Below are 21,262 nucleotides of genomic sequence, written 5' to 3'. Positions count from 1 at the left end.
AGTTATTATCTTCAGAAACGCGAAAAGCGCCAGTAGCATGAGCTATTGGCGCTTAGCTGTATCAACGCGTGTGCGATGAATCAGAGCTGGGACTTCACCATCTGGCTGACCTGGCCCATGTCGGCACGGCCCTGCACTTTGGGTTTGAGGATGCCCATCACTTTCCCCATGTCCTGCATGCCTGCAGCACCGGACTGTGCAATTGCATCTGAGACCATCTGGGACAGCTCTTCATCACTGATCGCTTCTGGCAGAAATTCGCTGATAACATCGATTTCTGCCTGTTCAACAGCGGCCAGCTCGTCACGGCCAGCATCGGAATACTGCTTGATGCTGTCGCGGCGTTGCTTACACATTTTGTCGAGAATCTGTAGAGCTCGTGCGTCATCAACTTCGATACGCTCGTCGACTTCAACCTTTTTAAATTCTGCAGTGATCAGACGAAGTGCGCTAAGGCGCTCTTTTTCTTTGGCACGCATTGCTGCTTTTACAGCATCTTTAACGGTTGCGGTCAGGCTCATGTGTCAGTCCTCAACAGATGTCGCGTGTATCAGTACAGGCGAGTCATCTTACGCTGTTCGCGCTGAACCTTCTTCAGGTGGCGCTTAACAGCAGCAGCGGCTTTACGCTTACGAACCCAGGTTGGCTTCTCGTAGTGCTCGCGACGACGTACTTCAGACAGTACGCCTGCTTTTTCGCATGAACGCTTGAAGCGACGCAGTGCAACGTCAAACGGTTCGTTTTCTTTAACTTTTACAGCTGGCATCCAATCACCTACATGTTTGTCAATTCGGTATAGTGGGGACACAGTAGTCCCAGTCAGAGGGCGGGCATTCTATAGACTTTGCCCGCGGAATGCAAAGGGGTTTTTAATGCATCTGGTAGCCGTGTTGTGGTGTGCGAGTGGCGTGTGCCGTTAGCTAGCAGTATCATGCGCGGTTTAGGGTCGGAACAGGCGGTTAGCCTGTGCTTACAGAGAGCGGAACAGAGGTTAGTTATGCTGGTATTGGGGTTAGAAACCTCCTGTGATGAGACTGGGGTCGCGTTGTATGACACCGAGCGCGGGCTGTTGGCGCACAGAGTGTATTCGCAGATTGCCGTTCATGCTGAGTACGGTGGTGTTGTTCCTGAGTTAGCCTCCCGCGACCACGTAAGAAAAGGTCTGCCACTGATACGTGAGGTTATGGAAGAGGCTGGGCATACCCTGCAGGATCTGGAAGGTATAGCTTACACCAGCGGCCCCGGCCTTGTAGGCGCGCTACTCGTCGGTGCCTGTCTTGGGCGTTCTCTGGCGTGGTCTCTGGGTATCCCGGCCGTGGGTGTTCATCACATGGAAGGGCACCTGCTTGCCCCTATGCTAGAGGATGATGTACCCGAGTTTCCCTTTATCGCTCTGCTGGTGTCTGGCGGCCACACACAGTTGGTTAAAGTAGAAGGCATTGGTGAATACGAGCTGCTTGGCGAGTCGCTCGATGACGCGGCTGGTGAAGCCTTTGATAAGGCCGCTAAGATGATGGGGCTGTCGTATCCGGGTGGTCCGGCCCTGAGTAAGCTGGCTGATGAAGGTGATGCAGCCCGCTTCAGTTTCCCTCGTCCGATGACAGACCGTCCCGGTCTGGATTTCAGCTTCAGTGGTCTGAAGACATTTACCCGCACGACTATTCTTAATTGTGCCGTAGACGGCGTTCTTGCTGAGCAGGATAAAAAAGATATCTCCGCGGGCTTTCAGGCTGCCGTGGTTGATACGCTGGCCATCAAGTGTAAGCGCGCAATGAAACAGACGGGTGTGAATCGCCTGATTATCGCTGGCGGTGTGGGGGCGAACCGTATGTTGCGAGAGCAGTTAAAGGAGACCGCTGAGCAGCTTAAAGGGCGTGTGTACTATCCGCGTCCGGCGCTTTGTACAGACAACGGTGCCATGATTGCCTACGCCGGAGCTCAGCGTCTGAAAGCGGGCGAAGTATCCGATATCGCCGTGTCGTGTGTGCCGCGCTGGCCAATGACCGAACTGAAGCCTCTGGCGTCAGGTAATTAAGGAGCTGAGTATGGATAAGGTCTTTATCAGCGAATTAAAAGTGGATGCAGTCATCGGGGTCTACGACTGGGAAAAGCAGGTACGTCAGCCGCTGGTGTTTGATCTGGAGATGGCGTGGGATATCCGTGTCGCGGCACAGACTGACGATTTAATGCATGCGCTCGATTATCAGGCGGTGACTGAATATATTGAGCGCTTCGTGCGTGAACAGCACTTTCAGTTACTGGAGTCGCTGTTGGAGCGCCTGGCCGATGGCTTGCTGCAGGAGTTCGGTATGTCGTGGTTAAGTATTCGTGTTGAGAAACCCGCGGTGGTGCCGCAGGCACGTGCTGTCGGGCTGATGATTGAGCGTGGTATCAGCTGATGGCGCATGTATTTTTAGGCGTTGGCGCCAACCTTTCACCCGAGCAGAATATTCCTTTGGGTCTTAAGCGTTTGGCGCACGATGTAGATATTGTCGCGATTTCTCCCTGTTATCGCTCTGAGGCAGTGGGCTTCAGTGGCCCGGCCTTTATCAACCTGGTGGTTGAAGCTCACACTGATTGTACCGTGGCGGAATTAAATACCCGGTTAAAAGCTATTGAGACCGAATTTGGCCGTGAGCCGGGTGCCAAAAAATATTCAGATCGCGCTCTGGATATCGATATTCTTGTCGTCGATGAATTAAGTGGTGATGTCGATGGAATATCGCTGCCGCGCATCGATGTCTGGCGTTACGCGTTTGTATTACGCCCGTTATTGGATTTATGGCCAGCTGGAATTTGCCCTAAAAATAAGACACCGCTAAAAGATTACTGGCCACATGTGAGTGATCAGGCACTGGAAAAAGTCGAGATTGCGGGCGCGACGTTAGTTAGCGTTAAATCGACTGAGTCGACTTCCATTTCTTAAGATGTGCGGCTCGGGCATTGGTCAGAGCCGTGCGAATTTCCGCCCCCTGAACGCCCGTTGCAATAATATCCTGCGCAGTGATTGTAAGAGCTTCTTGCAATGCATTGCGGCAGTATTCTGCCTGCGGATAGTCGCATTCTTCCAGCCCGGTTCTGCCCCGAGCATCCGCAACACAAACCAGCAGAAAATCTTCAAATCGTTCCGGCCGACGCCAGGCATCTACCTGATCGAATAATTTCAGCAGAGTTTCTGGTCGCAACTCAAGTGCGCGATGAACATGAGTATGAAATTCGCTACTCAGCAGCGCCAGTGTTTTAGCGTCATTCGGTGCTTTTAAACGATTGCAGAGTTGTTTTACCGGAGACAGACCTTTTTTCTCATGACCAAAGTGGCGTGGCCATTCACTTTCTGGTGTGCGGCCTTTTCCCAGGTCATGAATTAGAGCAGCCCAGCGCACAGCGGTAGAGTCACTGAGTTTTTGCGCTGCTTGCAGGCAGAGCAGAGCATGCTCGCCGGTATCTATTTCAGGGTGGTACTTTTCTGGCTGAGGCACTCCGAACAGAGCGTCGAGCTCGCCAAACCAAACCTTGAGTGCCCCGCATTCGCGGAGTACACGAAAATAGGTATCAGGGCTGTTTTCACCCAGTGATCTCTGAGTTTCTGTCCAGACCCGCTCAGCGACCAGATGATCAAGTTCGTTGTCTTCGACCATCTGCTTCATCAGAGTCATGGTTTCGTCAGCAATGCGAAAGCCCAGACCAGCAAAGCGAGCCGCAAAGCGTGCGACACGCAAGACTCGTAAAGGATCTTCCTGAAAGGCAGGCGAAACATGACGCAGTATCCGATTCTGTAGGTCTGTCGCGCCGTTATAAGGGTCGATGATTTTGCCGTCGCTGTTTTGGGCCATGGCATTGATGGTCAGGTCACGGCGCAGTAAATCTTCTTCCAGAGTCACTGCTGATGAGAAGTCACAGACGAACCCCTGATAACCTTTTCCGCTTTTTCTTTCCGTACGTGCGAGTGCGTATTCTTCTTTCGTATCAGGATGCAGAAATACCGGAAAATCGGCACCAACCTGTTCGTAACCTTTACTGATCATCTCTTCTGGAGTGGCACCCACCACCACCCAGTCATTGTCTTTTACCGGGCGATTGAGAAGATGATCGCGGACTGCACCGCCGACAAGATAGGTCTGCATAACGTACTCAGAAAATAAAAAAGGCCATCGAATATGATGGCCTTTGAGTGTACCGGGATGTCGCTGGTGTTAGAAGTAGAAGCCAGTTTCCAGAGCCAGACCCAGTTCTTTTTCAGGGTCAGATACATCCATCATGGCGGCAAGGTCAAAGTGAATACCAAACGGTGATACACCGGCACCCAGCGACACGACGTTACTTTCACCGGCGAGGTTTGTGCGTAAACCGGCGCGCAGCTGAGCCCAGCCTGCCAGATCTACTTCGCCGCCCACTGACAGGTACTGGGTTGGATCTTCAAATGCCAGAGCTTCGTTTTCTGTCAGGTCGAGGTCTGCCGCCAGGTTGTACCAGTCACGGGTATAGGCAACACCGGCGCGCAGTTTCGGTTTCAGGCTTACTTTACCGCCAGCCGCTACTTCACCGTCAGCATCGCCATCGACTGCAACCTCAGCGTATTCAAAGTCTTTACTGATCAGATCCTGAATAACGATACCGACACGCAGTCGCTCCTGTGGATCAACGTAGAAAGACGTACCGATATCCAGATTGATGTGGTTGGAGGTGCGCTCAGAGTCTTCCAGTTCAACGTCCGGTGCGTTGTCTTCTTCATCGACCTGGCCAACGTAGTGGTAAGTCGCCACTTGCTGAAGCTTAGGTGTAATACCAATGGCAACAGGCTTGTCGGCGATCACAAACTCACGCGACAGGCTCAGGCCCACTTCGGCGATCCCAATGGCGACGATTTCATATTGAGAGTCAAACGATGGGTCGGATGCCGCATTCGAAATCTCACCGTTATCGAAGATGCTGATGTTACCGCCAGCGGTTTGTACCGGGTCGGAGGTATAGGTATTTACTTCATCCACGGCGCTCTTGGTGTTATTCAGATCTGCAGTTGTTGCTGTGCCGCTTTCTACCTCGTCGGCCAGGCTATCCACACTGTCAGTAATACCATTTGAAGCATCGAGATAGCCGGATGCAGCAGGCACATAGGCGCCTAGCAGGTTCGCGTCGTTGCCACTGAACAGAATACGGGCAGAGGCGTTTACATCAGCTTTAAAGCTGACGGCAGCTGCCAGTTTTTTACCCGGAATAGCGACCGCGCCACCAATACCCAGGCGTCCGCGTAGAGGGTCGCCGGAGATAGTACGTAAGCTATCGATCATGTCGTCAGTGGCAGATTCAACTTCCTGAAGTTCGGTGTTTGTTGCTGCGATGCTATCACCAAACGCCTGGTTGTCGGTGCGCAGGTCGGCTGCTTTTTCAGCGTTGGTACGGCCGTCGACATCATCCATTGAATCAATCTGAACACCCAGCTGTTCAGCTGCGGCAGTCATATTTTCAACGGCTTTATTAAAGTTCACCGGATCGCCGGCACCGCGCTCTTCGAAGGCAGCATCAATTCGCGGAATAATGTCATCGTCCAGTCGTGAGGCTTCATCTTCGAGGCCTGCTTCATCCGCCACGTTCACCCCAATTTGCGGGAAGAGCAGCGCGAAATCATCGCTGCTTTCTGCCTGTGACAACAGTGAAGGGTTATAAGCCGGGGCGTGTGCGAGCTTGGCACTGGCAACACCGGTATTACCCATGGCCAGACCACGAGCATCCATCGGCATAAAAGGGGTGGCTGTGGCGTAGCTGCTGGCCAGCAATACGGCACTGCCAAGAAGAGAGCGTTTTAACATGTGGGCATCCTCAGGAATACGTGAGTACGGATGCAATTAATACTAGATGCAATTTCAGAAATCGGTTGCGAATCGTAAAAGTCGTGCGTAATCTTTCGTAACAGCTAATTATTTTTCGGAATAACTCTCGTGTTTTCACAATTGACACATTTCTCAGCGAAGATGTTCGCGGCGCCAGTAGCGCTGCGAATGGTCGTGCGTGCGCGTTGTGTCGCCATTGTGCGAGTAGTGAGGCCGGGGAATAGTTAACTGATAACGGATTATTCTCAAAAGGCCGCACGTTATGCGGCCTTTTTTGTTTCTGGTCGCTGTGTTGCCAAAACATACACAGGGCTCAAGGGAGAGCCCGGCAAGCACAGGTGATGTATGAAAATTATAGTGGCGTATCTTCTGGTGGTACTGATCTGGTCCACCACGCCCGTGGCAATTCAATTCAGTCAGAACGGGCTCGACTTTTTTACGGCCGTCAGTCTTCGTATGTGGATCAGCGCTTTGTTGTCCTTACCATTGGTCTGGTTGATGCGCCAGCGCCTCGTTTTCAGTAAGCAGGCTATTTTGAGTTACCTTGGCGGCAGTCTTGGTATCTATGGCGCGATGATGTCGGTGTACTGGGGCGCGGCGCATATTCCATCCGGTTTGATTTCGGTGATTTATGGGCTCTCCCCCATGCTGTCTGGTGCGTTGGCATACGTGGTTCTGCGCGAGCGGGAGTTGACTCCTGTGCGGTCATTTGCGCTGGTGATGGCGTTGGCCGGGCTTGCTCTGGTGGTATCCGCACGCATTTCAGTTGATGGTCTGGCGTGGCGCGGAATTGTAGGTAGTGTCGTCTCGGTCCTGTGTTTTGCAGGCAGTGCGGTTTGGGTCAAACAGGTCGGAGCCGGCATCCACCCTATGGTCCAGACCAGCGGCACACTCTGGGTTTCAGGAATACTGTATCTTCTTACTGTGCCTTTCTTTGGGGTGCATATTCCGCAAGAAAAAGACGTGGTGTCCTTTGCCGCGCTGGGTTACCTGATTACCTGTGGTTCGTTGCTGGCCTTTGTTCTCTATTTTTATATTTTGCGCCAGTTACCGACTTCCAGAGTGACGCTGATCACTCTGGTTGCTCCCGCTCTCGCAATTTTCTGGGGCTACTTGTTACGTGATGAACGCCTGCAGTGGGAGAGTTTTGCCGGGGCTGGGATTCTCCTCGCATCGTTAGCCGTTTATCAATGGCACCGCTCTCCTGATCGTTGGTTAAGAACTCTTGTGGCTGGTCGTTATCCTGCGGTTACAAAGTCAGTACAAAAAAGTGAGCGTCAATCGTCTTAACTTTTCTTCATATCGGCCGATAGCCGTCTTATAGCAAAACAAGTCAGGGGTGGTCGAAGTGCCATCCACTGCTGGTATGGAGTCAGATATGAAGCTGAAATGTGTAACCGCAGGCGCCCTGGTGCTTTCTGTAGGATTGTTAACCGCCTGCGCCGGACCTGTTCTGGATCAGGGCAATGCCAGTGCACCACCTGAGCAATTCTTTAAGCCTGTTGAGCAGGAAATAGACCCTGTTGCACCTATGGTGCTTCGTGTTGTGGGTTATGGTGCGGTTGATGATGGCGCTAAGCAGTCGTCGGTTCAGAAGCGTCTGATGGCCATTCGTGCATCCAAAATGGATGCTTACAGGGCCATGGCGGAACGGGTATACGGAACTTCGGTTCAGGGCAGCACTACCGTGCGCGATATGGTCGTACAGAACGACCGGTTCCGCAGCTATGTCGAGACTTATATGCATGGTGCACGCGTTGTCTCAACTGATCTGATGCCGGACGGCAGTGCAGAAACCGTTCTGGAGATGATCATTGATCAGGGCTTCCGTAACTGTCTGCAGACGATGGATAACCAGCGTTTCAATGTGGATTGCCGGGTGCCACTGGGTGGGCGCAACGCTCAGCAGTTTGCCGCTAGCCAGCGTAACCGTGTTCAGGGCGAAGCTTCAGTGCCCGAGAGCGGCTTCTACTTTATCGAGTAAGGGACTTTGCTATGAGACGCTTTCGTTTATCTTCGTTGTTCGTTGGTTTGCTGATTCTGCCGTTCGTCCAGGCGCAGGCAGAAGTTGTGCAGGTGACTGGGCGTGCCCCGGTTGAAGGCGCGCTGTCTTATGCTCGTGAACAGGCAATGGAAGATGCGCTGCATCAGGCCAGCTTACAGGCAGGTGCACAGATCAGCGGCATGCAGTTGATGGAGAAAGGCGTCGTCAGTACCGATACCGTGCGTGTATCAACCCGGTCGCAGGTCAGCGATGTTGAGATTCTGCGTGAAGATACAGTCAACGGTATGTACGAAGTGACAATTCGTGCTGATGTCGATGAGGCGGCTTTATGCCCAGCATCGGTTCAGAGCTATCGCAAAGCCGTGGCTGTGGCCGGTTTTGGACTGGCACAGCCGCAGCAGGCTACGTTGGGCCGATTAGAAAACATTGAGCAGGGCTTACCGCGCTGGCTCGCTGCTGAACTTAATTCAGGGGGCGGAGTACATGCGCTCGACGCAACCCGGATCAGCCTTTATCAAGATCCCCGCCGCGCACCATCGGCGGAGACCGCTCAACAGCGGCTGACTACATCCGTTGCTCTGGCGACGCAACTGGGTGCTCAGTATGTCGTGTCGGGTGTCGTACGCGACCTGGCATTGCACACGCCACAGAAAACCGGATTTGCCAGTCGACTGATGGGGTTCTCTTCAGCGCCGACGCGTGATTTCGTGATGGATGTCTTTGTGCATGATGGCCTTAGTGGTGCCATGCTGTTTCAGCGCTCTTACCGCACAGAGGGGCAGTGGGAAGCGCCAAGAAATGAAAAAACGGGTTTTGCTACGCCGCAGTTCTGGGCGACCTCTTACGGTAACGAAGTCGCAGATATTCTGAAACGGGCTGCTGGCGATGTCGATGAGATGCTACGTTGTCAGCCTTTTATGGCCCGCATCGTCAGGGCCCGTGGAAACCGTTTGCACATAGAGGCAAGCGCCGCTGCGGGTCTTCGGCCTGGAGATACGCTGAAAGTATATCGTACTGGCACGCTGTATAACCTGGACCTGGAGCCTCGCACTGAGTTGACCGACATGGCGGCCGAGGCGGTTGTGAAGCAGGTGCAACCACAGTTTGTCATTGCAGAGCTGGGTAGCCCCGCAGAACGTTTAGCGATTCAGCGTGATGATATGGTGATTGCCTGGTAGGTGATGATCTCGGCTGTTGAGTAAACAACAGCCGCTACCTCATACGTTCCCCGTTCACATGATCGGCTGACGAGTCGGCACAATGAAGTAAAGCGCGTAATCAAAGCGCTAAGTCAAAGTTCTACTGATATCGACGGGCAGCTCATCCGTTTCAGCATCTTATCGCCATCCCAACTTTCAAGATGAACATCAAAGCCCCACAGTAAATGAATGTGTTTCAGGACTTCGTATGTATCTCCCGCGAGAGGCATTCCATCCTGTTGTGTGTGCCGGAGGGTAACTGAGCGATCACCTTCAACATCAACATTTGTAATCTGGATATTCGGTTCGCGTACCGAAAGATCGTACTGGCGGGCGAGTGTTTCCCGGATACGGCGGAAGCCATTGTCGTTATGAATAGCATCAACCCGATAATGGTCGGCTGCTTCATCATCATAAATAGAGAATAAGTGAAACTCCCTCATCAGCTTAGGTGACAGGAATTGCTGAATAAAACTCTCATCTTTAAAGTCGCGCATCGCAAAGTGCAATGTATCAAGCCAGTCTTTACCGGCAATATCCGGGAACCATTCACGATCTTCATCGGTAGGATCTTCGCAAATACGCTTGATGTCCTGGAACATATTAAATCCCAGTGCATAAGGGTTAATACCGTTGAAATAGGGCGAGTCAAATCCTGGCTGATAGACCACGTTGGTGTGTGAAGTCAGAAACTCCATCATAAAACCATCGTTAACTTTCCCCTCGTCGTAAAGATGGTTCAGCAGCGTGTAGTGCCAGAAGGTTGCCCAGCCTTCATTCATTACCTGAGTCTGGCGTTGGGGATAGAAGTACTGAGATATTTTACGGACAATGCGAACCAGCTCACGCTGCCATGGCTGTAATAAAGGCGCATTTTTTTCGATAAAGTACAGAATGTTTTCTTGCGGTTCTGAAGGAAATTTTCGTTTCTTCTGGGCTGCATCGCCATTCTGCTTTTTGGTAGGTAATGTTCGCCACAGGTCGTTTAGCTGCTGCTGACGGATTTCTTCACGTTCTTCCTGTCGCATCCGTTCTTCGGCTGCAGAGATCGGCTTTGGTCTGCGGTAGCGGTCAACGCCGTAGTTCTGGAGGGCGTGGCAGGCATCCAGAACCTGTTCAACCTCGTCCTGACCATAGCGCTCTTCGCACTTGCGAACATAGTTTTTTGCGAATACCAGATAATCAATGATAGAGCTGGCGTCAGTCCAGGTGCGGAACAAGTAATTGTTTTTGAAGAATGAATTATGTCCGTAGCAGGCGTGCGCTATCACCAGCGCCTGCATCGGCAGTGTGTTTTCTTCCATCAGGTAGGCAATACAAGGATTCGAATTAATCACAATCTCGTACGCCAGCCCCATCTGGCCGCGCTGATAGCCTTTCTGGGTCGCTAGAAATTGTTTGCCGTATGACCAGTGATTGTAGCCAATTGGCATACCGACGGATGAGTATGCATCCATCATCTGTTCAGCACTGATAACTTCGATCTGGTTGGGGTAGGTATCAAGACGATAGTGGGCTGCGACGCGTGCTATTTCACTGTCGTACTCCTCCAGAAGAGCAAAGGTCCAGTCCGAATCGGTGGAAATGTAGTTGCTCATATCGCCTCCTCATACTGCTCTTTCGAGAACAGTTCACGGAATACCGGGAATATATCTTCCGGCCCCCGGATCTGCGCCATAGCGAAGCTGCTTTTAAACTCACTGCCTACCTGCTGGTACGCTTCCCACAGTGCCTGGTGATTGTGTGGCGTAATCTCAATGTAAGAAAAGTACTGAACTACCGGCAGCAGTTCGTTGCGCAGAATCTCAGCGCATTGAGGGGAGTCGTCGTCCCAGTTATCACCATCAGATGCCTGGGCTGCGTAGATATTCCATTCGTTCTCGTCGTAGCGTGACTGCACAATTTCGTTCATCAGTTTCAGTGCACTCGAGACGATGGTACCGCCGGTTTCCCGTGAGTAGAAAAACTCTTCCTCGGTCACTTCTTTGGCACTGGTGTGGTGGCGAATAAATACGATTTCAATCTGCTCGTAATTGCGCTCCAGAAAGAGGTACAGCAGCAGATAAAAACGCTTAGCCATGTCTTTGACGTCTTGCGTCATCGATCCGGAAACATCCATCAGACAAAACATGACGGCCTTGCTGGTGGGCATGGGCACTTTCACCTGATTGCGGTAGCGCAGGTCGATATCGTCCAGGAAAGGAATTTTCTTGAGGCGACGCTCAAGGTCTGCGATGTCTGTTTTCAATGTATTAGCCGCAACAGGATCGCCGCGACTCTCTGCGTCAGCCAACGCTGCGTAAAGCTCTTTTAACTTACGACGTTTACCTGCGCCCATCCCGATGCGGCGGGCGTGGGCGTTGCGCATGGATTTTATCACTGAGAGGTTGTTTGGGGTGCCTTCAGAGACAAAGCCAGCGCGACGGGTTTTGAAGTTCTTGGTTCGCGCTAAAGACTGCTTGACCATGTTTGGCAAAGCGAGATCATCAAACAGATAATTGAGGAATTCTTCGCGGGTTATGGCAAAGGTAAAGTCTTCTTCGCCTTCTCCTTGGTTGCTGGCCTGACCGCTACCCTGACCGCCGCCTCCACCTTGAGGCTTCTCCAGCTCATCACCGGTATTGAATTCTTTATTACCCGGATATACACGGTGTTGCCGGCCGCCCTGACCGTGGCCAATTCGAGGTTCGTGGGTGTTTTTTGTAGGGATGCTGATCTGCTCTCCGCGGTCCATATCGGTGATGGAGCGGCGGTTTACAGCATCCTGTACTGCGTCTTTGATATGGCCGCGATAGCGTCGTAGGAAACGCTGGCGGTTGACCATACTTTTATTTTTTCCGTTCAAGCGTCGGTCAATAATATATGACATTCAACCCTCTCTCAGCGGGCACCCAGTGAACAGATGCCCGCAGACAATTACTGTGACTTACGAACGCGCAGATACCACTCAGAGAGCAGGCGAACCTGTTTCTCGGTGTAGCCGCGCTCGGTCATACGTGCGACGAAGTCGTCGTGCTTCTTCTGATCTTCGTTCGAAGATTTTGCTGAGAAGGATATGACCGGCAGAAGATCTTCAGTATTCGAGAACATTTTCTTCTCGATAACTGAGCGCATCTTCTCGTAGGACTGCCAGCTGGGGTTATTACCATTATTGTTGGCACGGGCACGCAGTACGAAGTTAACGATTTCATTGCGGAAATCTTTCGGGTTACTGATGCCAGCGGATTTTTCGATTTTTTCGAGCTCTTCATTGATCGAAACGCGATCGAGCATTTCGCCTGTTTCCGGATCGCGGTATTCCTGATCCTGAATCCAGAAATCGGCATAGGTCACATAGCGGTCGAATATGTTCTGTCCATACTCCGCGTACGATTCCAGATAGGCTGTCTGGATTTCTTTGCCGATGAAATTGACGTACTCGGTAGCGAGATATTCTTTGAGGTAGTTCAGGTAACGGTTCTGCGTTTCTTCAGGGAACTGCTCCTGCTCTATGGCCTGCTCCAGAACGTACATAAGATGTACGGGGTTTGCGGCAACTTCCGTAGAGTCGAAGTTAAATACCTTAGACAGAATTTTGAACGCAAAACGGGTGGATATACCGCTCATACCCTCATCGACGCCCGCGCCATCTTTGTACTCTTGAATCGACTTAGCTTTTGGGTCGGTGTCTTTCAGGTTTTCGCCGTTATAGATCCGCATCTTCGAGTAAACGCTGGAATTCTCGGGGACTTTTAAGCGTGAAAGCACAGTGAACTGAGCCAACATCGACAGGGTATCTGGCGCACATGGCGACTCCGCCAGCGAGGAGTGCTCCAGCAGTTTCTTGTAGATGTTTATTTCTTCGTCAACGCGCAGACAGTAGGGAACCTTCACAATATAGACACGATCGAGGAAGGCCTCATTGTTCTTATTGTTTCGGAACGCCTGCCACTCAGATTCGTTCGAGTGCGCAAGAATGACGCCCTCGAAAGGAATCGCGCCCATGCCTTCTGTGCCGTTGTAGTTACCTTCCTGAGTCGCTGTCAGTAATGGATGCAGCACCTTGATAGGCGCCTTGAACATTTCGACGAACTCCATCAAGCCCTGGTTGGCCCGGCACAATGCACCTGAGTATGAATAGGCGTCAGGGTCATCCTGAGCGTAATCTTCCAGCTTGCGGATATCGACTTTGCCGACCAGCGAAGAAATGTCCTGGTTGTTCTCGTCACCGGGTTCGGTTTTAGCAACACCCGTCTGATCAAGAATGGATGGATAAAGTTTGACGACTTCAAACTTACTGATGTCGCCGCCCATTTCATGCAGACGTTTTACTGCCCATGGCGACATGACCTTGCCTAAATAGCGCCGTGGGATTCCGTAGTCTTCTTCGAGAATCGCTCCATCTTCATTGGGGTCAAACAGCCCCATTGGGGACTCAAATACGGGTGATCCCTTAATCGCGTAGAAAGGAATGCGTTGGATGAGTTCTTTCAGACGTTCTGCGAGTGATGACTTACCACCACCTACCGGGCCGAGGAGATACAGAATCTGTTTACGCTCTTCGAGCCCCTGCGCAGCATGGCGGAAATAGGAGACGATGTTTTCGACGGCGTCTTCCATGCCGTAAAACTCAGAGAAAGCAGGATAGCGTTTAATGACTTTGTTGGAAAAAATCCGGCTCAGACGAAGATCCCGGGAGGTGTCGATGATTTCTGGCTCACCAATAGCCATTAACATTCGTTCTGCCGCTGAGGCATAAACGGTGGGATCCTGTTTGCACAGTTCAAGGTAGTCCTGAAGGCTCATTACCTCTTCCTGCGTGTCGCGATAGCGCTCCTGGAAACGACTGAATACGCTCATGGTTCACCCCTTATCGGTCTGTCCGAATAAATGTTTCCGTTACATAAAACCCTGTAAAAATATTGGTATGTCTGGGACCAGTATGTCCCTTATTCATTGTTGTTGGCCAGAGAATTTATATTTCTTTGACGTCGTATATTCAGTATGCACAGCTTGTGCCGGCATGCAGCATTATTAGCTGACCAATGTGATCAAAGACACGATTTGACAGAAAAGCCAGATAAAAATGCACAAGCTTTTGAAAACGGTCTACGGCTTTTGCAAGTCGCTGGAAGAGGGGGAGAGCGGTAAGTAAGGAAAAAGAGAATGCGCTCAGTGAGCGCATAATTCGGGAACGGCCAGTTTCCACATCTCGAAACCACCATCAAGACTGAACACGCGGGAGTAGCCCTGAGCGGCAAAAAACTGTGCCGCTCCCTGACTGGAGTTGCCGTGGTAGCAGCACACAATCAGCGGCGCGTCTTTCGGGGTGTTTTGCATAAATTCAGGCAGATTGTCATTATCGACGTTCACCGCACCCTTAATATGATTCTCGTTGAAACTCTGGGCATCGCGGATGTCGGCTACCCGGACATCAGCTTCATCAAGTAGCGATTTGGCTTCTGCGATATTGATTCGTTCAAAGGTCATAGAGGTCTCTCTTAGCTGTCAGCTTGTGCAGGCACGCTGAATCGTTTTTGATCATCAAGACGCAATGCTGTCAGGGCTCCTCCCCAGACACAACCGGTGTCGAGAGCCCAGACGTTGCGCACGTTGGCATTCCCTTCAAGTGCTGCCCAATGCCCGAACAGAAGCCGTGTATCTTCGGACTCGCGGTGCGGATGCTGGAACCAGGGCAGGAACCCGTGAGGAGAGCTTCCCGCCCCTTCTTTAGTTTTCAGGTCGAGGCGACCATCCTTATCGACAAAGCGCATGCGTGTTAAGTAATTGACGATCAGGCGCATTCTGTCAATGCCTGTCAGGTTTTTGTCCCACAGGTCGGGCTGATTGCCGTACATGCCTTGAAAGAAGGTTTTGCAGTCGTTCTGAAGTATGTACTCAACTTCCTGTGACAGGCGCCGCGCTTTGCGTGCTGACCACATGGGTGGCAGGCCGGCGTGCGTCATGCACCAATTGCGCGCAGCATCGTAGTGAACCAGAGGCTGGTGCCGTAGCCAGTCCATCAGATAACCAGCATCGGGGGCCTCGAATACGTGTTTTAGTGTATCGCCACCTTTGGTTTTGCGATCACTGTAGTAGCAGGCCAGCATGTGTAAGTCGTGATTGCCGAGTACAACGGTGGCTCTGTGGCCCAGTTGTTGAATAAAGCGCAGGCATTCAAGCGACTCCGGGCCGCGGTTTACCAGATCGCCTGCGAACCACAGGTGGTCGCTATTGCGATCGAAGCGGATCTCACTGAGTAAGCGCTGTAGTGGCTCGAAGCAGCCCTGTAAGTCGCCTATTGCGTAGGTAGCCATCAGTTCAGTGCGTTGGGTAAAGCCAGTGTGAATACAGGAATGTTTGCGTGAAACAGGGTGCCGTCGTCGGCTTCCATAACGTAGTAGCCACGCATGCTGCCAACCCGGGTCTGAAGGACAGATCCTGATGAATAACGATAGGTCTCTCCGGGCTCAATGGTCGGTTGCTCACCAATCACGCCTTCGCCTTTGACTTCCTGGACGTCGGCATTGCCGTCAGCAATAAACCAATGGCGCGTGCGCAGTGTTGCCCCCTGGTCGCCGCGGTTGGTGATGCGAATGTGATAGGCAAAGACGAAGCGATCATCTTCGGGCAATGACTGCTCTTCAAGGTACTCTGTTTCCACCTCAACATTGACGGTGTCTTCAAGCTTCATCTGATGACTCCTTCAGTAGCTCTGCAACCTTATCTGCAATGGTGACGTATTGCTCCAGCGTCAGATTCTCCGGTCGCAGGCCAGTATCGATACCAATACTTTCAAGGGTGGCGCTATCGATCAGGTTTTTCAATGTATTGCGGACAGTTTTTCGGCGCATACTGAAGGCTTCACGCACCACGCGTTCAAGTACCTTATGGTCTTTGGCAGGGAAGGGTAATTCTTCGTAGGGTTCCATGCGCACAATGGCGGACTCTACTTTGGGCGGCGGATTAAATGCGCCGGGCCCGACGATAAACAGAGGTTCTACCTTGCAGTAGTACTGCGCCATGATACTCAGACGACCGTAGTCACCTGTGCCGGGGACGGCCCCGAGGCGTTCAACGACTTCCTTCTGCAGCATAAAATGCATGTCCTGAACCATCTTGTGGTGGCTCAGAAAGTGGAAGATCAGTGGCGTTGAAATGTTGTACGGCAGGTTGCCGACAATACGCAGGCGCTGGCCCGGCTCAAGGATCGTATTGAAGTCGAATTTAAGTGCATCGCCTTCGTGAATGCGAAAGTCGGGATAATTAAAAAACTTAGTGCGCAGAATCGGAATCAGATCCCGGTCCAGCTCAACCACATCCAACTTACCAGAGGCTTCGAGCAAAGGTTCAGTAATTGCCCCCATACCGGGGCCGATTTCGACCAGACAGTCGGTTGTTTTCGGGCTGATCGCTTTGACGATTTTCCCGATTACGTGTTGGTCATGCAGAAAGTTCTGGCCAAAGCGCTTACGAGCCTTGTGGCCATGAGCTTTGGGTGTGTGTTTACTCATTGATTTATATCCTTTCTGCGGTTGGCTGCCATGTGTGTGGCAACCCGAATAGCAGTGTACAGACTGCCGCTATCAGCCTTGCCAGTGCCAGCAAGGTCTAATGCGGTGCCGTGATCGACGGAGGTGCGGATGATGGGCAGGCCCAGGGTAATATTGGCTGCCCGACCAAAGCCGTGAAACTTCAGAACCGGCAGCCCCTGATCGTGATACATCGCCAGTGCCGCGTCGGCATTGGCGAGATATTTTGGGGTAAACAGAGTATCTGCCGGCAAAGGGCCTGTCAGGTTCAGTCCTTCAGCGCGTAGCGTATCCAGCGCTGGAATAATGGTATCAATCTCTTCGCGCCCAAGGTGGCCGTCTTCCCCCGCGTGTGGGTTCAGTCCAGCAACAAGAATGTGCGGTGATGCGACACCAAAATACTGGCGCAGGTCGTTGTGCAGTATCCGGCTGACGCGTTGAATGCGATCGCCCGTACAGGCGTCTGCAACGTCTTTTAATGGAAGGTGCGTAGTAACCAGTGCAACTCTGAGATCTTCGGTGGCAAGCATCATAACGACTTCTTCAACGCCACAGTAATCACGGAAATACTCAGTATGACCACTGAAAAGCATGCCGGATTCGTTAATGACCCCTTTGTGAACCGGGGCCGTAACTATGCCGTCCCAACGACCATCAACACATCCCTCAGCCGCGATGCGCAGAGTTTCTATCACGAAAGCGCCGTTCTCTTTGTTGAGAACGCCTGCGCTGACGGGAGCATTCACAGTCACCGGGAAAACGGTCAGGTGACCATTGCCTGATAACGCTCCGGCATCACCGAAGGTATGAAGCGTCAAGGGCAGACCCAGCGACGCTGCCCGATCGTTCAGAACCGCCGGGTCAGTAATAACCACAATGTCGGTTGGCAGTTCAGACTGGGCGATCTGTACACAAAGATCTGGCCCAATGCCGGCGGGTTCTCCTGCGGTGACAGCAAGACGCAGGCTCACGGCTGCTCCTTGATATCGACGTAGGCTTCAGAGCGTATTTTACGCAGCCAGATCGGGAGTTCTTCTTCGAAACGACGTCCGTAAAGCATCTGTCTGACCTGATTACGTTGCACCTCTTCACCGATGTCAGCCTCGCGACGGTCGGTCACCTGAAGGACGTGCCAGCCAAACTGACTGCGTACAGGTGTACTTAACTCACCCGTCGGTGTGGCGTCCATGGCTTGCTCAAACTCCGGCACCATATCGCCCGGCGAGACCCAACCAAGGTCACCGCCGCTGGCGCCACTGCCCGGGTCATCGCTGTATTCACGTGCCAGCTCGGCAAAATCTGCACCGGCTTTCAGGCGTTCGTAGATCTGGTTGATCAGCTCACGGGCCTGATCTTGATCACGGACTTCGTTGGGAGTGATCAGAATATGCCGAACTTCAGCCTGCTGAATAAGTTGAGAGTTACCTCCGCGCTTGTCTTCAAGCTTAATAATGTGGAAGCCACTGGCGGTACGGATCGGCTCGGAAACGTCGCCTACGCTCATCTTCGGAGCAATATCCGCGAAAATAGATGGCAGCTGAGCATCTTTACGCCAGCCCATATCGCCACCGTTCAGTGCTGTCCGGCCCTGGGATTCGGCCATCGCAGTTTTGGCGAAGTCGGCACCATTGCGGAGTTCAGCAACCAGCGTATCGGCTTTAGCTTCGGCTTCTTTGTACTCTTGAGGCGCGGCGCCTGAGCGAACGGAAATCAGAATATGACGAAGTTTGTATTCCGCTGCAGAGGCAATACGTCCGATATCTGACGCCAGAAAATAATCAATGTCCTGATCTGTGATCTGAATACGCTCACCGACCTGATATTGCTGAACCCGGCTGATGCGCATTTCATTGCGGATCTGTTCACGGGCGTAGGCAAAAGAAACGCCTTCGCTGGCCATGGCCTGTTGAAACTCAGCCAGACTCATGCCGTTCTGGGCTGCAATTCGACCCATGGCATCATCCAGTTGGGATTCACTGATGCGGATACCTGCGCGGTCTGCCATTTGCAGTTGCACGCTCTCTGTGATCATACGCTCAAGAACCTGCTCACGGAGCGTGCCGGCCTCTGGCAATTCATTCTGGTTATTCTGTACGCCCACTGTCTTGATGCGCTGTTCCAGTTCGCTTTCCATGATGATGTCGTCATCAACAACGGCAACCACGCGATCAATCATCTGGGGGGCTGCATGGAGTACGGCGCTGACAGTCATTGCCAGAAGAGTAAAAATCAGGTGCTTAATAGTCATGGTATTGGCGTCTTGAGTATCCATAAATGCTTTCAGACAAGAGGCTGTCGGTGCCGCTGCCCAGTGTGGTCAGACCTTTTAGCTGAATGCTCAGCATAAAGCCGTAACGTTTGTCGGTTGTGAACTCGCCCGAGCTACGTGGGGAGCTTTCCCGATAGGTGAATTGCGCTCGCCAGCAGCAATTCTGGTATTCAAACCCAGCCAGCGATTCCAGTACGGGATCTTCCGGGCGGGGTTCATTAGTCTCATAGTGTTTCAGATCACGCAGCTGCCTTGCAAATACGGCCCAGCGATCATTCAGAGACCAGAAGGCACTGGCATCAAGCTGGTGCGTATTGTAGCTAGTTTCGGTGTCAGGGTCGCGGCTCTCGGTACGCGTGTTGCTGACGCTCAACATATGATTAGCCTCGTCACGGAAACGAGTTCCATAACGTTGCTGACGGAAATAGTCCTGGTGCGAATCCCACTCAAGAAAAGAGAAGACTGTCCAGTCACTGCTTGGGTTCCATTCAGCTTCGCCCAGAGTGCTTGATGTATGGCGTTCGAGGTAGTCGCTTTGGGTTTCGTTGATGTTCACTTCACGATCCCGGAAATACCAGATCTGGCCAACGCCAGCCCGGAATTGTTCAAGGCCGTCGTCGCGGATATAGCGTGTGGTGACACCGGTACTGATCTGATTCAGATCCGCTAAGCGGTCGCCGCCTGTAAAGCGATCACCATTGAATAAGCTTGAGTAGGTGACGCTGGTGGCCTTTGTATCAAACGCAGGAATATCTTCCTGACCACTTCGGTATGGGCTGTAGGCGTAGAGCACGCGAGGTTCCAGTGTCTGCACATAGCTCGTGCTGAAAGCGCTGGTTTCGCGTTCAAAAAACAATCCGCCGTCGAGGGTCAGACGCGGTGCTCCGAATGCGGGGCTCTCATCATCGTCGGTCGGCTCAGCATCGTATAGCCGGTAGCTGCGATAGCGGTAGCCCAGCGCCGGAGTGAAGAAACCGTACGGTTGTGTCATTGGGTAGGCGATTTGTGTGTCCGACAGGAAACGATCACCATTGAGCGCGGCACGACCACTCAGTGTTTGCTGATTACCATCGATCACGGCAGAGCTTTCGCGATTGAACCGGGTCGCCTGCACGGTCTGTTTAATGGTCCAGCCAGATTCGAGGCCCGGCGTCAGTGTCAGGCCGACCTGAGGCAGACGACGATAGGGACGGTTGCTGAGCGATATATCTTCGTCCGTGGTCTGGAAGCTCTCGGCGAGAAAGGTCGCTTTTACCGGTGTTGTATCGTAGCGAACCAGACCCCTTCTCGGCAGGTGGGAAGCCCGGTACACAGAGGCACTCGGATTCATATCTGAGAAGTAGTCTTCGTCACTGACATTGTTATACAGGAATTCATGGCTCCAGTGATTTCCCCAACGCCCTGTTTGTGAGTAATTCACGAGGGAGCGCTCTTCGCCGGTTTCTTCGTCGTCTGACAGGATGCCGTAGTTCAGTTCACCATCGCCGAGCAGCGCAGTCTTGTGACGAAGCTGGTTTTCCCACAACAAACCATGATCCAGCACGTGGTGCGCGGTAATCGTTGCGTCCAGATTGGGCGCAATATTCAGATAAAATGGAATCTGAATATCTTCCGCCTGACCCATTCCATTCACCGACAGCGATGGGTCGAGGAAACCGGTCAAGCGTCGGTCATCGATCGGGAAGCGGTAATACGGTATGTACAGGATTGGTACTTCAGCGACTCTGAGGCGCGTATGCCACGCTGTGCCAAAACCTTCGTTCTGATCAAGTCGCAGTTCACTGGCTGCGATATCCCAGTCATTATGGCCCGGCTCGCAGAAGGTGAGTGTGGCGCTCTGCATTTCCAGGACCTGATCTTCAGGAGAGCCCAGCGTCTCAGCCGTACCCCGTAAATGGCGTTCTGCAATAACCCAGGCGCTGCGGTTCAGTTCGATTTCACCTTTGGCGTCGTCAATGCGTGCACTCTCACCCCCCAGTGTCATGCCTGGCGAAGTAACGGAGACATTACCCTCGAAATTAGCCATCTGCTTCTCTGGGAACCAATGCGCATAATCGGCCTTAAGGAGCTGATCGCGGCGCTGAAACACAACGTCACCGCTGAGTTCTATGTCGCCCGCTCGGGTGAGTGTGCCCTGGTCGGCTTCGGCTTCAATCCGGTCTGTATCGAGAGCGGCGGGTGTCTTGACGATGTAGGCGCCGGTGCAGAACTCTGGAAGAGCGTCTGCCTGCTCTGCCGGCAGAGCGGATCTTGGTGTCCAGCCCAACGCTTCATAGTTGAATTGCGCCGTTGATTCGGCAGAGACGTGTTGGCTCAGGCCGAAGGTAAGCGCTGGCAGTAACAGGCGCAGATACTGAGATGTTCGGTTCAGGTCAGTCATGTAGGGCAGCAGGCGCGATTCCGGAATGAAGTGTGTTATCTTTAGCGGCTTATCAGGGCGCCAATTCTGG

At 52.5% G+C, this 21,262-nt stretch carries 20 protein-coding genes; 6 read left to right on the top strand and 14 right to left on the bottom strand.

Annotation, left to right across the window (positions count from 1 at the left end):
- Nucleotides 1-80: 80 nt before the first annotated feature.
- Nucleotides 81-521 carry a GatB/YqeY domain-containing protein gene (locus B2R29_RS14265; protein WP_301181683.1) on the bottom strand — a complete coding sequence of 147 codons (441 nt, stop codon included), beginning with the start codon at nt 519-521 and terminating at the stop codon, nt 81-83.
- Nucleotides 522-550: 29 nt separating this feature from the next.
- The gene (rpsU, locus tag B2R29_RS14260; protein ID WP_068441605.1) at nt 551-766 is read right to left on the bottom strand and encodes a 30S ribosomal protein S21; all 216 of its coding nucleotides are present in this window, start codon (nt 764-766) and stop codon (nt 551-553) included.
- A gap of 231 nt (nt 767-997) precedes the next feature.
- Here rpsU and tsaD point away from each other — a divergent pair, with 231 nt between their 5' ends.
- Genes tsaD through folK form a run of 3 tightly spaced genes read left to right on the top strand, consistent with a single transcriptional unit; the run spans nt 998 to nt 2,926 of the window.
- Complete coding sequence (gene tsaD / locus B2R29_RS14255) at nt 998-2,035, top strand: tRNA (adenosine(37)-N6)-threonylcarbamoyltransferase complex transferase subunit TsaD (protein WP_301181682.1); 1,038 nt, start codon at nt 998-1,000, stop codon at nt 2,033-2,035.
- Between the two features lie 10 nt (nt 2,036-2,045).
- Nucleotides 2,046-2,399, top strand: coding sequence for a dihydroneopterin aldolase (gene folB, locus B2R29_RS14250; protein ID WP_301181681.1), 354 nt, complete (start codon nt 2,046-2,048; stop codon nt 2,397-2,399).
- Entirely contained in the window at nt 2,399-2,926 is a 528-nt protein-coding gene (folK, locus tag B2R29_RS14245; protein WP_301181680.1) for a 2-amino-4-hydroxy-6-hydroxymethyldihydropteridine diphosphokinase, read from the top strand. The genes folB and folK overlap by 1 nt, the downstream gene beginning before the upstream one ends.
- Here the strand turns inward: folK and B2R29_RS14240 are convergent.
- Together B2R29_RS14240 and traF are read right to left on the bottom strand one after the other, a co-directional pair.
- Nucleotides 2,895-4,124: a multifunctional CCA addition/repair protein gene (locus B2R29_RS14240; protein WP_301181679.1), complete on the bottom strand. Its 1,230-nt coding sequence runs from the start codon at nt 4,122-4,124 to the stop codon at nt 2,895-2,897. The genes folK and B2R29_RS14240 overlap by 32 nt on opposite strands.
- A 69-nt stretch (nt 4,125-4,193) precedes the next feature.
- Nucleotides 4,194-5,807: a conjugal transfer protein TraF gene (traF, locus tag B2R29_RS14235; RefSeq protein ID WP_301181678.1), complete on the bottom strand. Its 1,614-nt coding sequence runs from the start codon at nt 5,805-5,807 to the stop codon at nt 4,194-4,196.
- Nucleotides 5,808-6,173: 366 nt separating this feature from the next.
- Between traF and B2R29_RS14230 the strand changes: the two genes are divergently transcribed.
- The 3 genes from B2R29_RS14230 to B2R29_RS14220 all read left to right on the top strand — a co-directional run bounded on the left by B2R29_RS14230 (nt 6,174) and on the right by B2R29_RS14220 (nt 9,011).
- Complete coding sequence (locus B2R29_RS14230) at nt 6,174-7,118, top strand: DMT family transporter (RefSeq protein WP_301181677.1); 945 nt, start codon at nt 6,174-6,176, stop codon at nt 7,116-7,118.
- An 88-nt stretch (nt 7,119-7,206) separates the two neighbouring features.
- Nucleotides 7,207-7,812 (top strand): LPP20 family lipoprotein, encoded by a 606-nt coding sequence (locus tag B2R29_RS14225; protein ID WP_301181676.1) that lies wholly within the window; start codon nt 7,207-7,209, stop codon nt 7,810-7,812.
- A gap of 11 nt (nt 7,813-7,823) precedes the next feature.
- Nucleotides 7,824-9,011 carry a flagellar assembly protein FlgT gene (locus tag B2R29_RS14220; RefSeq protein ID WP_301181675.1) on the top strand — a complete coding sequence of 396 codons (1,188 nt, stop codon included), beginning with the start codon at nt 7,824-7,826 and terminating at the stop codon, nt 9,009-9,011.
- A gap of 113 nt (nt 9,012-9,124) precedes the next feature.
- On the opposite strand, the gene B2R29_RS14215 is transcribed toward B2R29_RS14220, so the two are convergent.
- The 10 genes from B2R29_RS14215 to B2R29_RS14170 form a co-directional block, all read right to left on the bottom strand.
- Complete coding sequence (locus B2R29_RS14215; RefSeq protein ID WP_301181674.1) at nt 9,125-10,630, bottom strand: SpoVR family protein; 1,506 nt, start codon at nt 10,628-10,630, stop codon at nt 9,125-9,127.
- Nucleotides 10,627-11,901, bottom strand: coding sequence for a YeaH/YhbH family protein (locus B2R29_RS14210; protein WP_301181673.1), 1,275 nt, complete (start codon nt 11,899-11,901; stop codon nt 10,627-10,629). Before B2R29_RS14210 ends, B2R29_RS14215 begins: the two co-directional genes overlap by 4 nt.
- 47 nt (nt 11,902-11,948) lie before the next feature.
- On the bottom strand, nt 11,949-13,871 hold the full coding sequence (locus B2R29_RS14205; RefSeq protein WP_301181672.1) for a PrkA family serine protein kinase: 1,923 nt from the start codon (nt 13,869-13,871) through the stop codon (nt 11,949-11,951).
- Nucleotides 13,872-14,183: 312 nt separating this feature from the next.
- Nucleotides 14,184-14,501, bottom strand: a complete 318-nt coding sequence (gene glpE / locus B2R29_RS14200; protein WP_301181671.1) for a thiosulfate sulfurtransferase GlpE — start codon at nt 14,499-14,501, stop codon at nt 14,184-14,186.
- An 11-nt stretch (nt 14,502-14,512) separates the two neighbouring features.
- Nucleotides 14,513-15,328, bottom strand: a complete 816-nt coding sequence (locus B2R29_RS14195; protein WP_301181670.1) for a symmetrical bis(5'-nucleosyl)-tetraphosphatase — start codon at nt 15,326-15,328, stop codon at nt 14,513-14,515.
- Nucleotides 15,328-15,705: a Co2+/Mg2+ efflux protein ApaG gene (gene apaG / locus B2R29_RS14190; protein WP_301181669.1), complete on the bottom strand. Its 378-nt coding sequence runs from the start codon at nt 15,703-15,705 to the stop codon at nt 15,328-15,330. Before apaG ends, B2R29_RS14195 begins: the two co-directional genes overlap by 1 nt.
- The gene (rsmA, locus tag B2R29_RS14185) at nt 15,695-16,525 is read right to left on the bottom strand and encodes a 16S rRNA (adenine(1518)-N(6)/adenine(1519)-N(6))-dimethyltransferase RsmA (RefSeq protein ID WP_301181668.1); all 831 of its coding nucleotides are present in this window, start codon (nt 16,523-16,525) and stop codon (nt 15,695-15,697) included. The genes apaG and rsmA overlap by 11 nt, the downstream gene beginning before the upstream one ends.
- A complete protein-coding gene (gene pdxA / locus B2R29_RS14180; RefSeq protein WP_301181667.1) occupies nt 16,522-17,514 on the bottom strand; it encodes a 4-hydroxythreonine-4-phosphate dehydrogenase PdxA in 993 nt (330 codons plus the stop codon). The genes rsmA and pdxA overlap by 4 nt, the downstream gene beginning before the upstream one ends.
- Nucleotides 17,511-18,815: a peptidylprolyl isomerase gene (locus B2R29_RS14175; RefSeq protein ID WP_301181666.1), complete on the bottom strand. Its 1,305-nt coding sequence runs from the start codon at nt 18,813-18,815 to the stop codon at nt 17,511-17,513. Before B2R29_RS14175 ends, pdxA begins: the two co-directional genes overlap by 4 nt.
- Complete coding sequence (locus tag B2R29_RS14170) at nt 18,781-21,192, bottom strand: LPS-assembly protein LptD (protein ID WP_301181665.1); 2,412 nt, start codon at nt 21,190-21,192, stop codon at nt 18,781-18,783. Before B2R29_RS14170 ends, B2R29_RS14175 begins: the two co-directional genes overlap by 35 nt.
- Nucleotides 21,193-21,262 lie beyond the last annotated feature (70 nt).

Origin of the sequence: Thalassolituus sp. UBA3500 (genome assembly GCF_002377545.1) — a bacterium.
In the GTDB taxonomy this organism is placed as follows: Bacteria; Pseudomonadota; Gammaproteobacteria; order Pseudomonadales; family Oceanobacteraceae; genus Thalassolituus.
Note: the sequence above shows the minus strand (reverse complement) of the source record. Positions and strands in the feature narration are given on the sequence as shown.

Bases quoted from the DNA above. Each gene is read 5' to 3' on its own strand.
- B2R29_RS14265 (WP_301181683.1), bottom strand. From the start codon at position 521: ATGAGCCTGACCGCAACCGTTAAAGATGCTGTAAAAGCAGCAATGCGT.
- rpsU (WP_068441605.1), bottom strand. From the start codon at position 766: ATGCCAGCTGTAAAAGTTAAAGAAAACGAACCGTTTGACGTTGCACTG.
- tsaD (WP_301181682.1), top strand. From the start codon at position 998: ATGCTGGTATTGGGGTTAGAAACCTCCTGTGATGAGACTGGGGTCGCG.
- folB (WP_301181681.1), top strand. From the start codon at position 2,046: ATGGATAAGGTCTTTATCAGCGAATTAAAAGTGGATGCAGTCATCGGG.
- folK (WP_301181680.1), top strand. From the start codon at position 2,399: ATGGCGCATGTATTTTTAGGCGTTGGCGCCAACCTTTCACCCGAGCAG.
- B2R29_RS14240 (WP_301181679.1), bottom strand. From the start codon at position 4,124: ATGCAGACCTATCTTGTCGGCGGTGCAGTCCGCGATCATCTTCTCAAT.
- traF (WP_301181678.1), bottom strand. From the start codon at position 5,807: ATGTTAAAACGCTCTCTTCTTGGCAGTGCCGTATTGCTGGCCAGCAGC.
- B2R29_RS14230 (WP_301181677.1), top strand. From the start codon at position 6,174: ATGAAAATTATAGTGGCGTATCTTCTGGTGGTACTGATCTGGTCCACC.
- B2R29_RS14225 (WP_301181676.1), top strand. From the start codon at position 7,207: ATGAAGCTGAAATGTGTAACCGCAGGCGCCCTGGTGCTTTCTGTAGGA.
- B2R29_RS14220 (WP_301181675.1), top strand. From the start codon at position 7,824: ATGAGACGCTTTCGTTTATCTTCGTTGTTCGTTGGTTTGCTGATTCTG.
- B2R29_RS14215 (WP_301181674.1), bottom strand. From the start codon at position 10,630: ATGAGCAACTACATTTCCACCGATTCGGACTGGACCTTTGCTCTTCTG.
- B2R29_RS14210 (WP_301181673.1), bottom strand. From the start codon at position 11,901: ATGTCATATATTATTGACCGACGCTTGAACGGAAAAAATAAAAGTATG.
- B2R29_RS14205 (WP_301181672.1), bottom strand. From the start codon at position 13,871: ATGAGCGTATTCAGTCGTTTCCAGGAGCGCTATCGCGACACGCAGGAA.
- glpE (WP_301181671.1), bottom strand. From the start codon at position 14,501: ATGACCTTTGAACGAATCAATATCGCAGAAGCCAAATCGCTACTTGAT.
- B2R29_RS14195 (WP_301181670.1), bottom strand. From the start codon at position 15,328: ATGGCTACCTACGCAATAGGCGACTTACAGGGCTGCTTCGAGCCACTA.
- apaG (WP_301181669.1), bottom strand. From the start codon at position 15,705: ATGAAGCTTGAAGACACCGTCAATGTTGAGGTGGAAACAGAGTACCTT.
- rsmA (WP_301181668.1), bottom strand. From the start codon at position 16,525: ATGAGTAAACACACACCCAAAGCTCATGGCCACAAGGCTCGTAAGCGC.
- B2R29_RS14175 (WP_301181666.1), bottom strand. From the start codon at position 18,815: ATGGATACTCAAGACGCCAATACCATGACTATTAAGCACCTGATTTTT.
- B2R29_RS14170 (WP_301181665.1), bottom strand. From the start codon at position 21,192: ATGACTGACCTGAACCGAACATCTCAGTATCTGCGCCTGTTACTGCCA.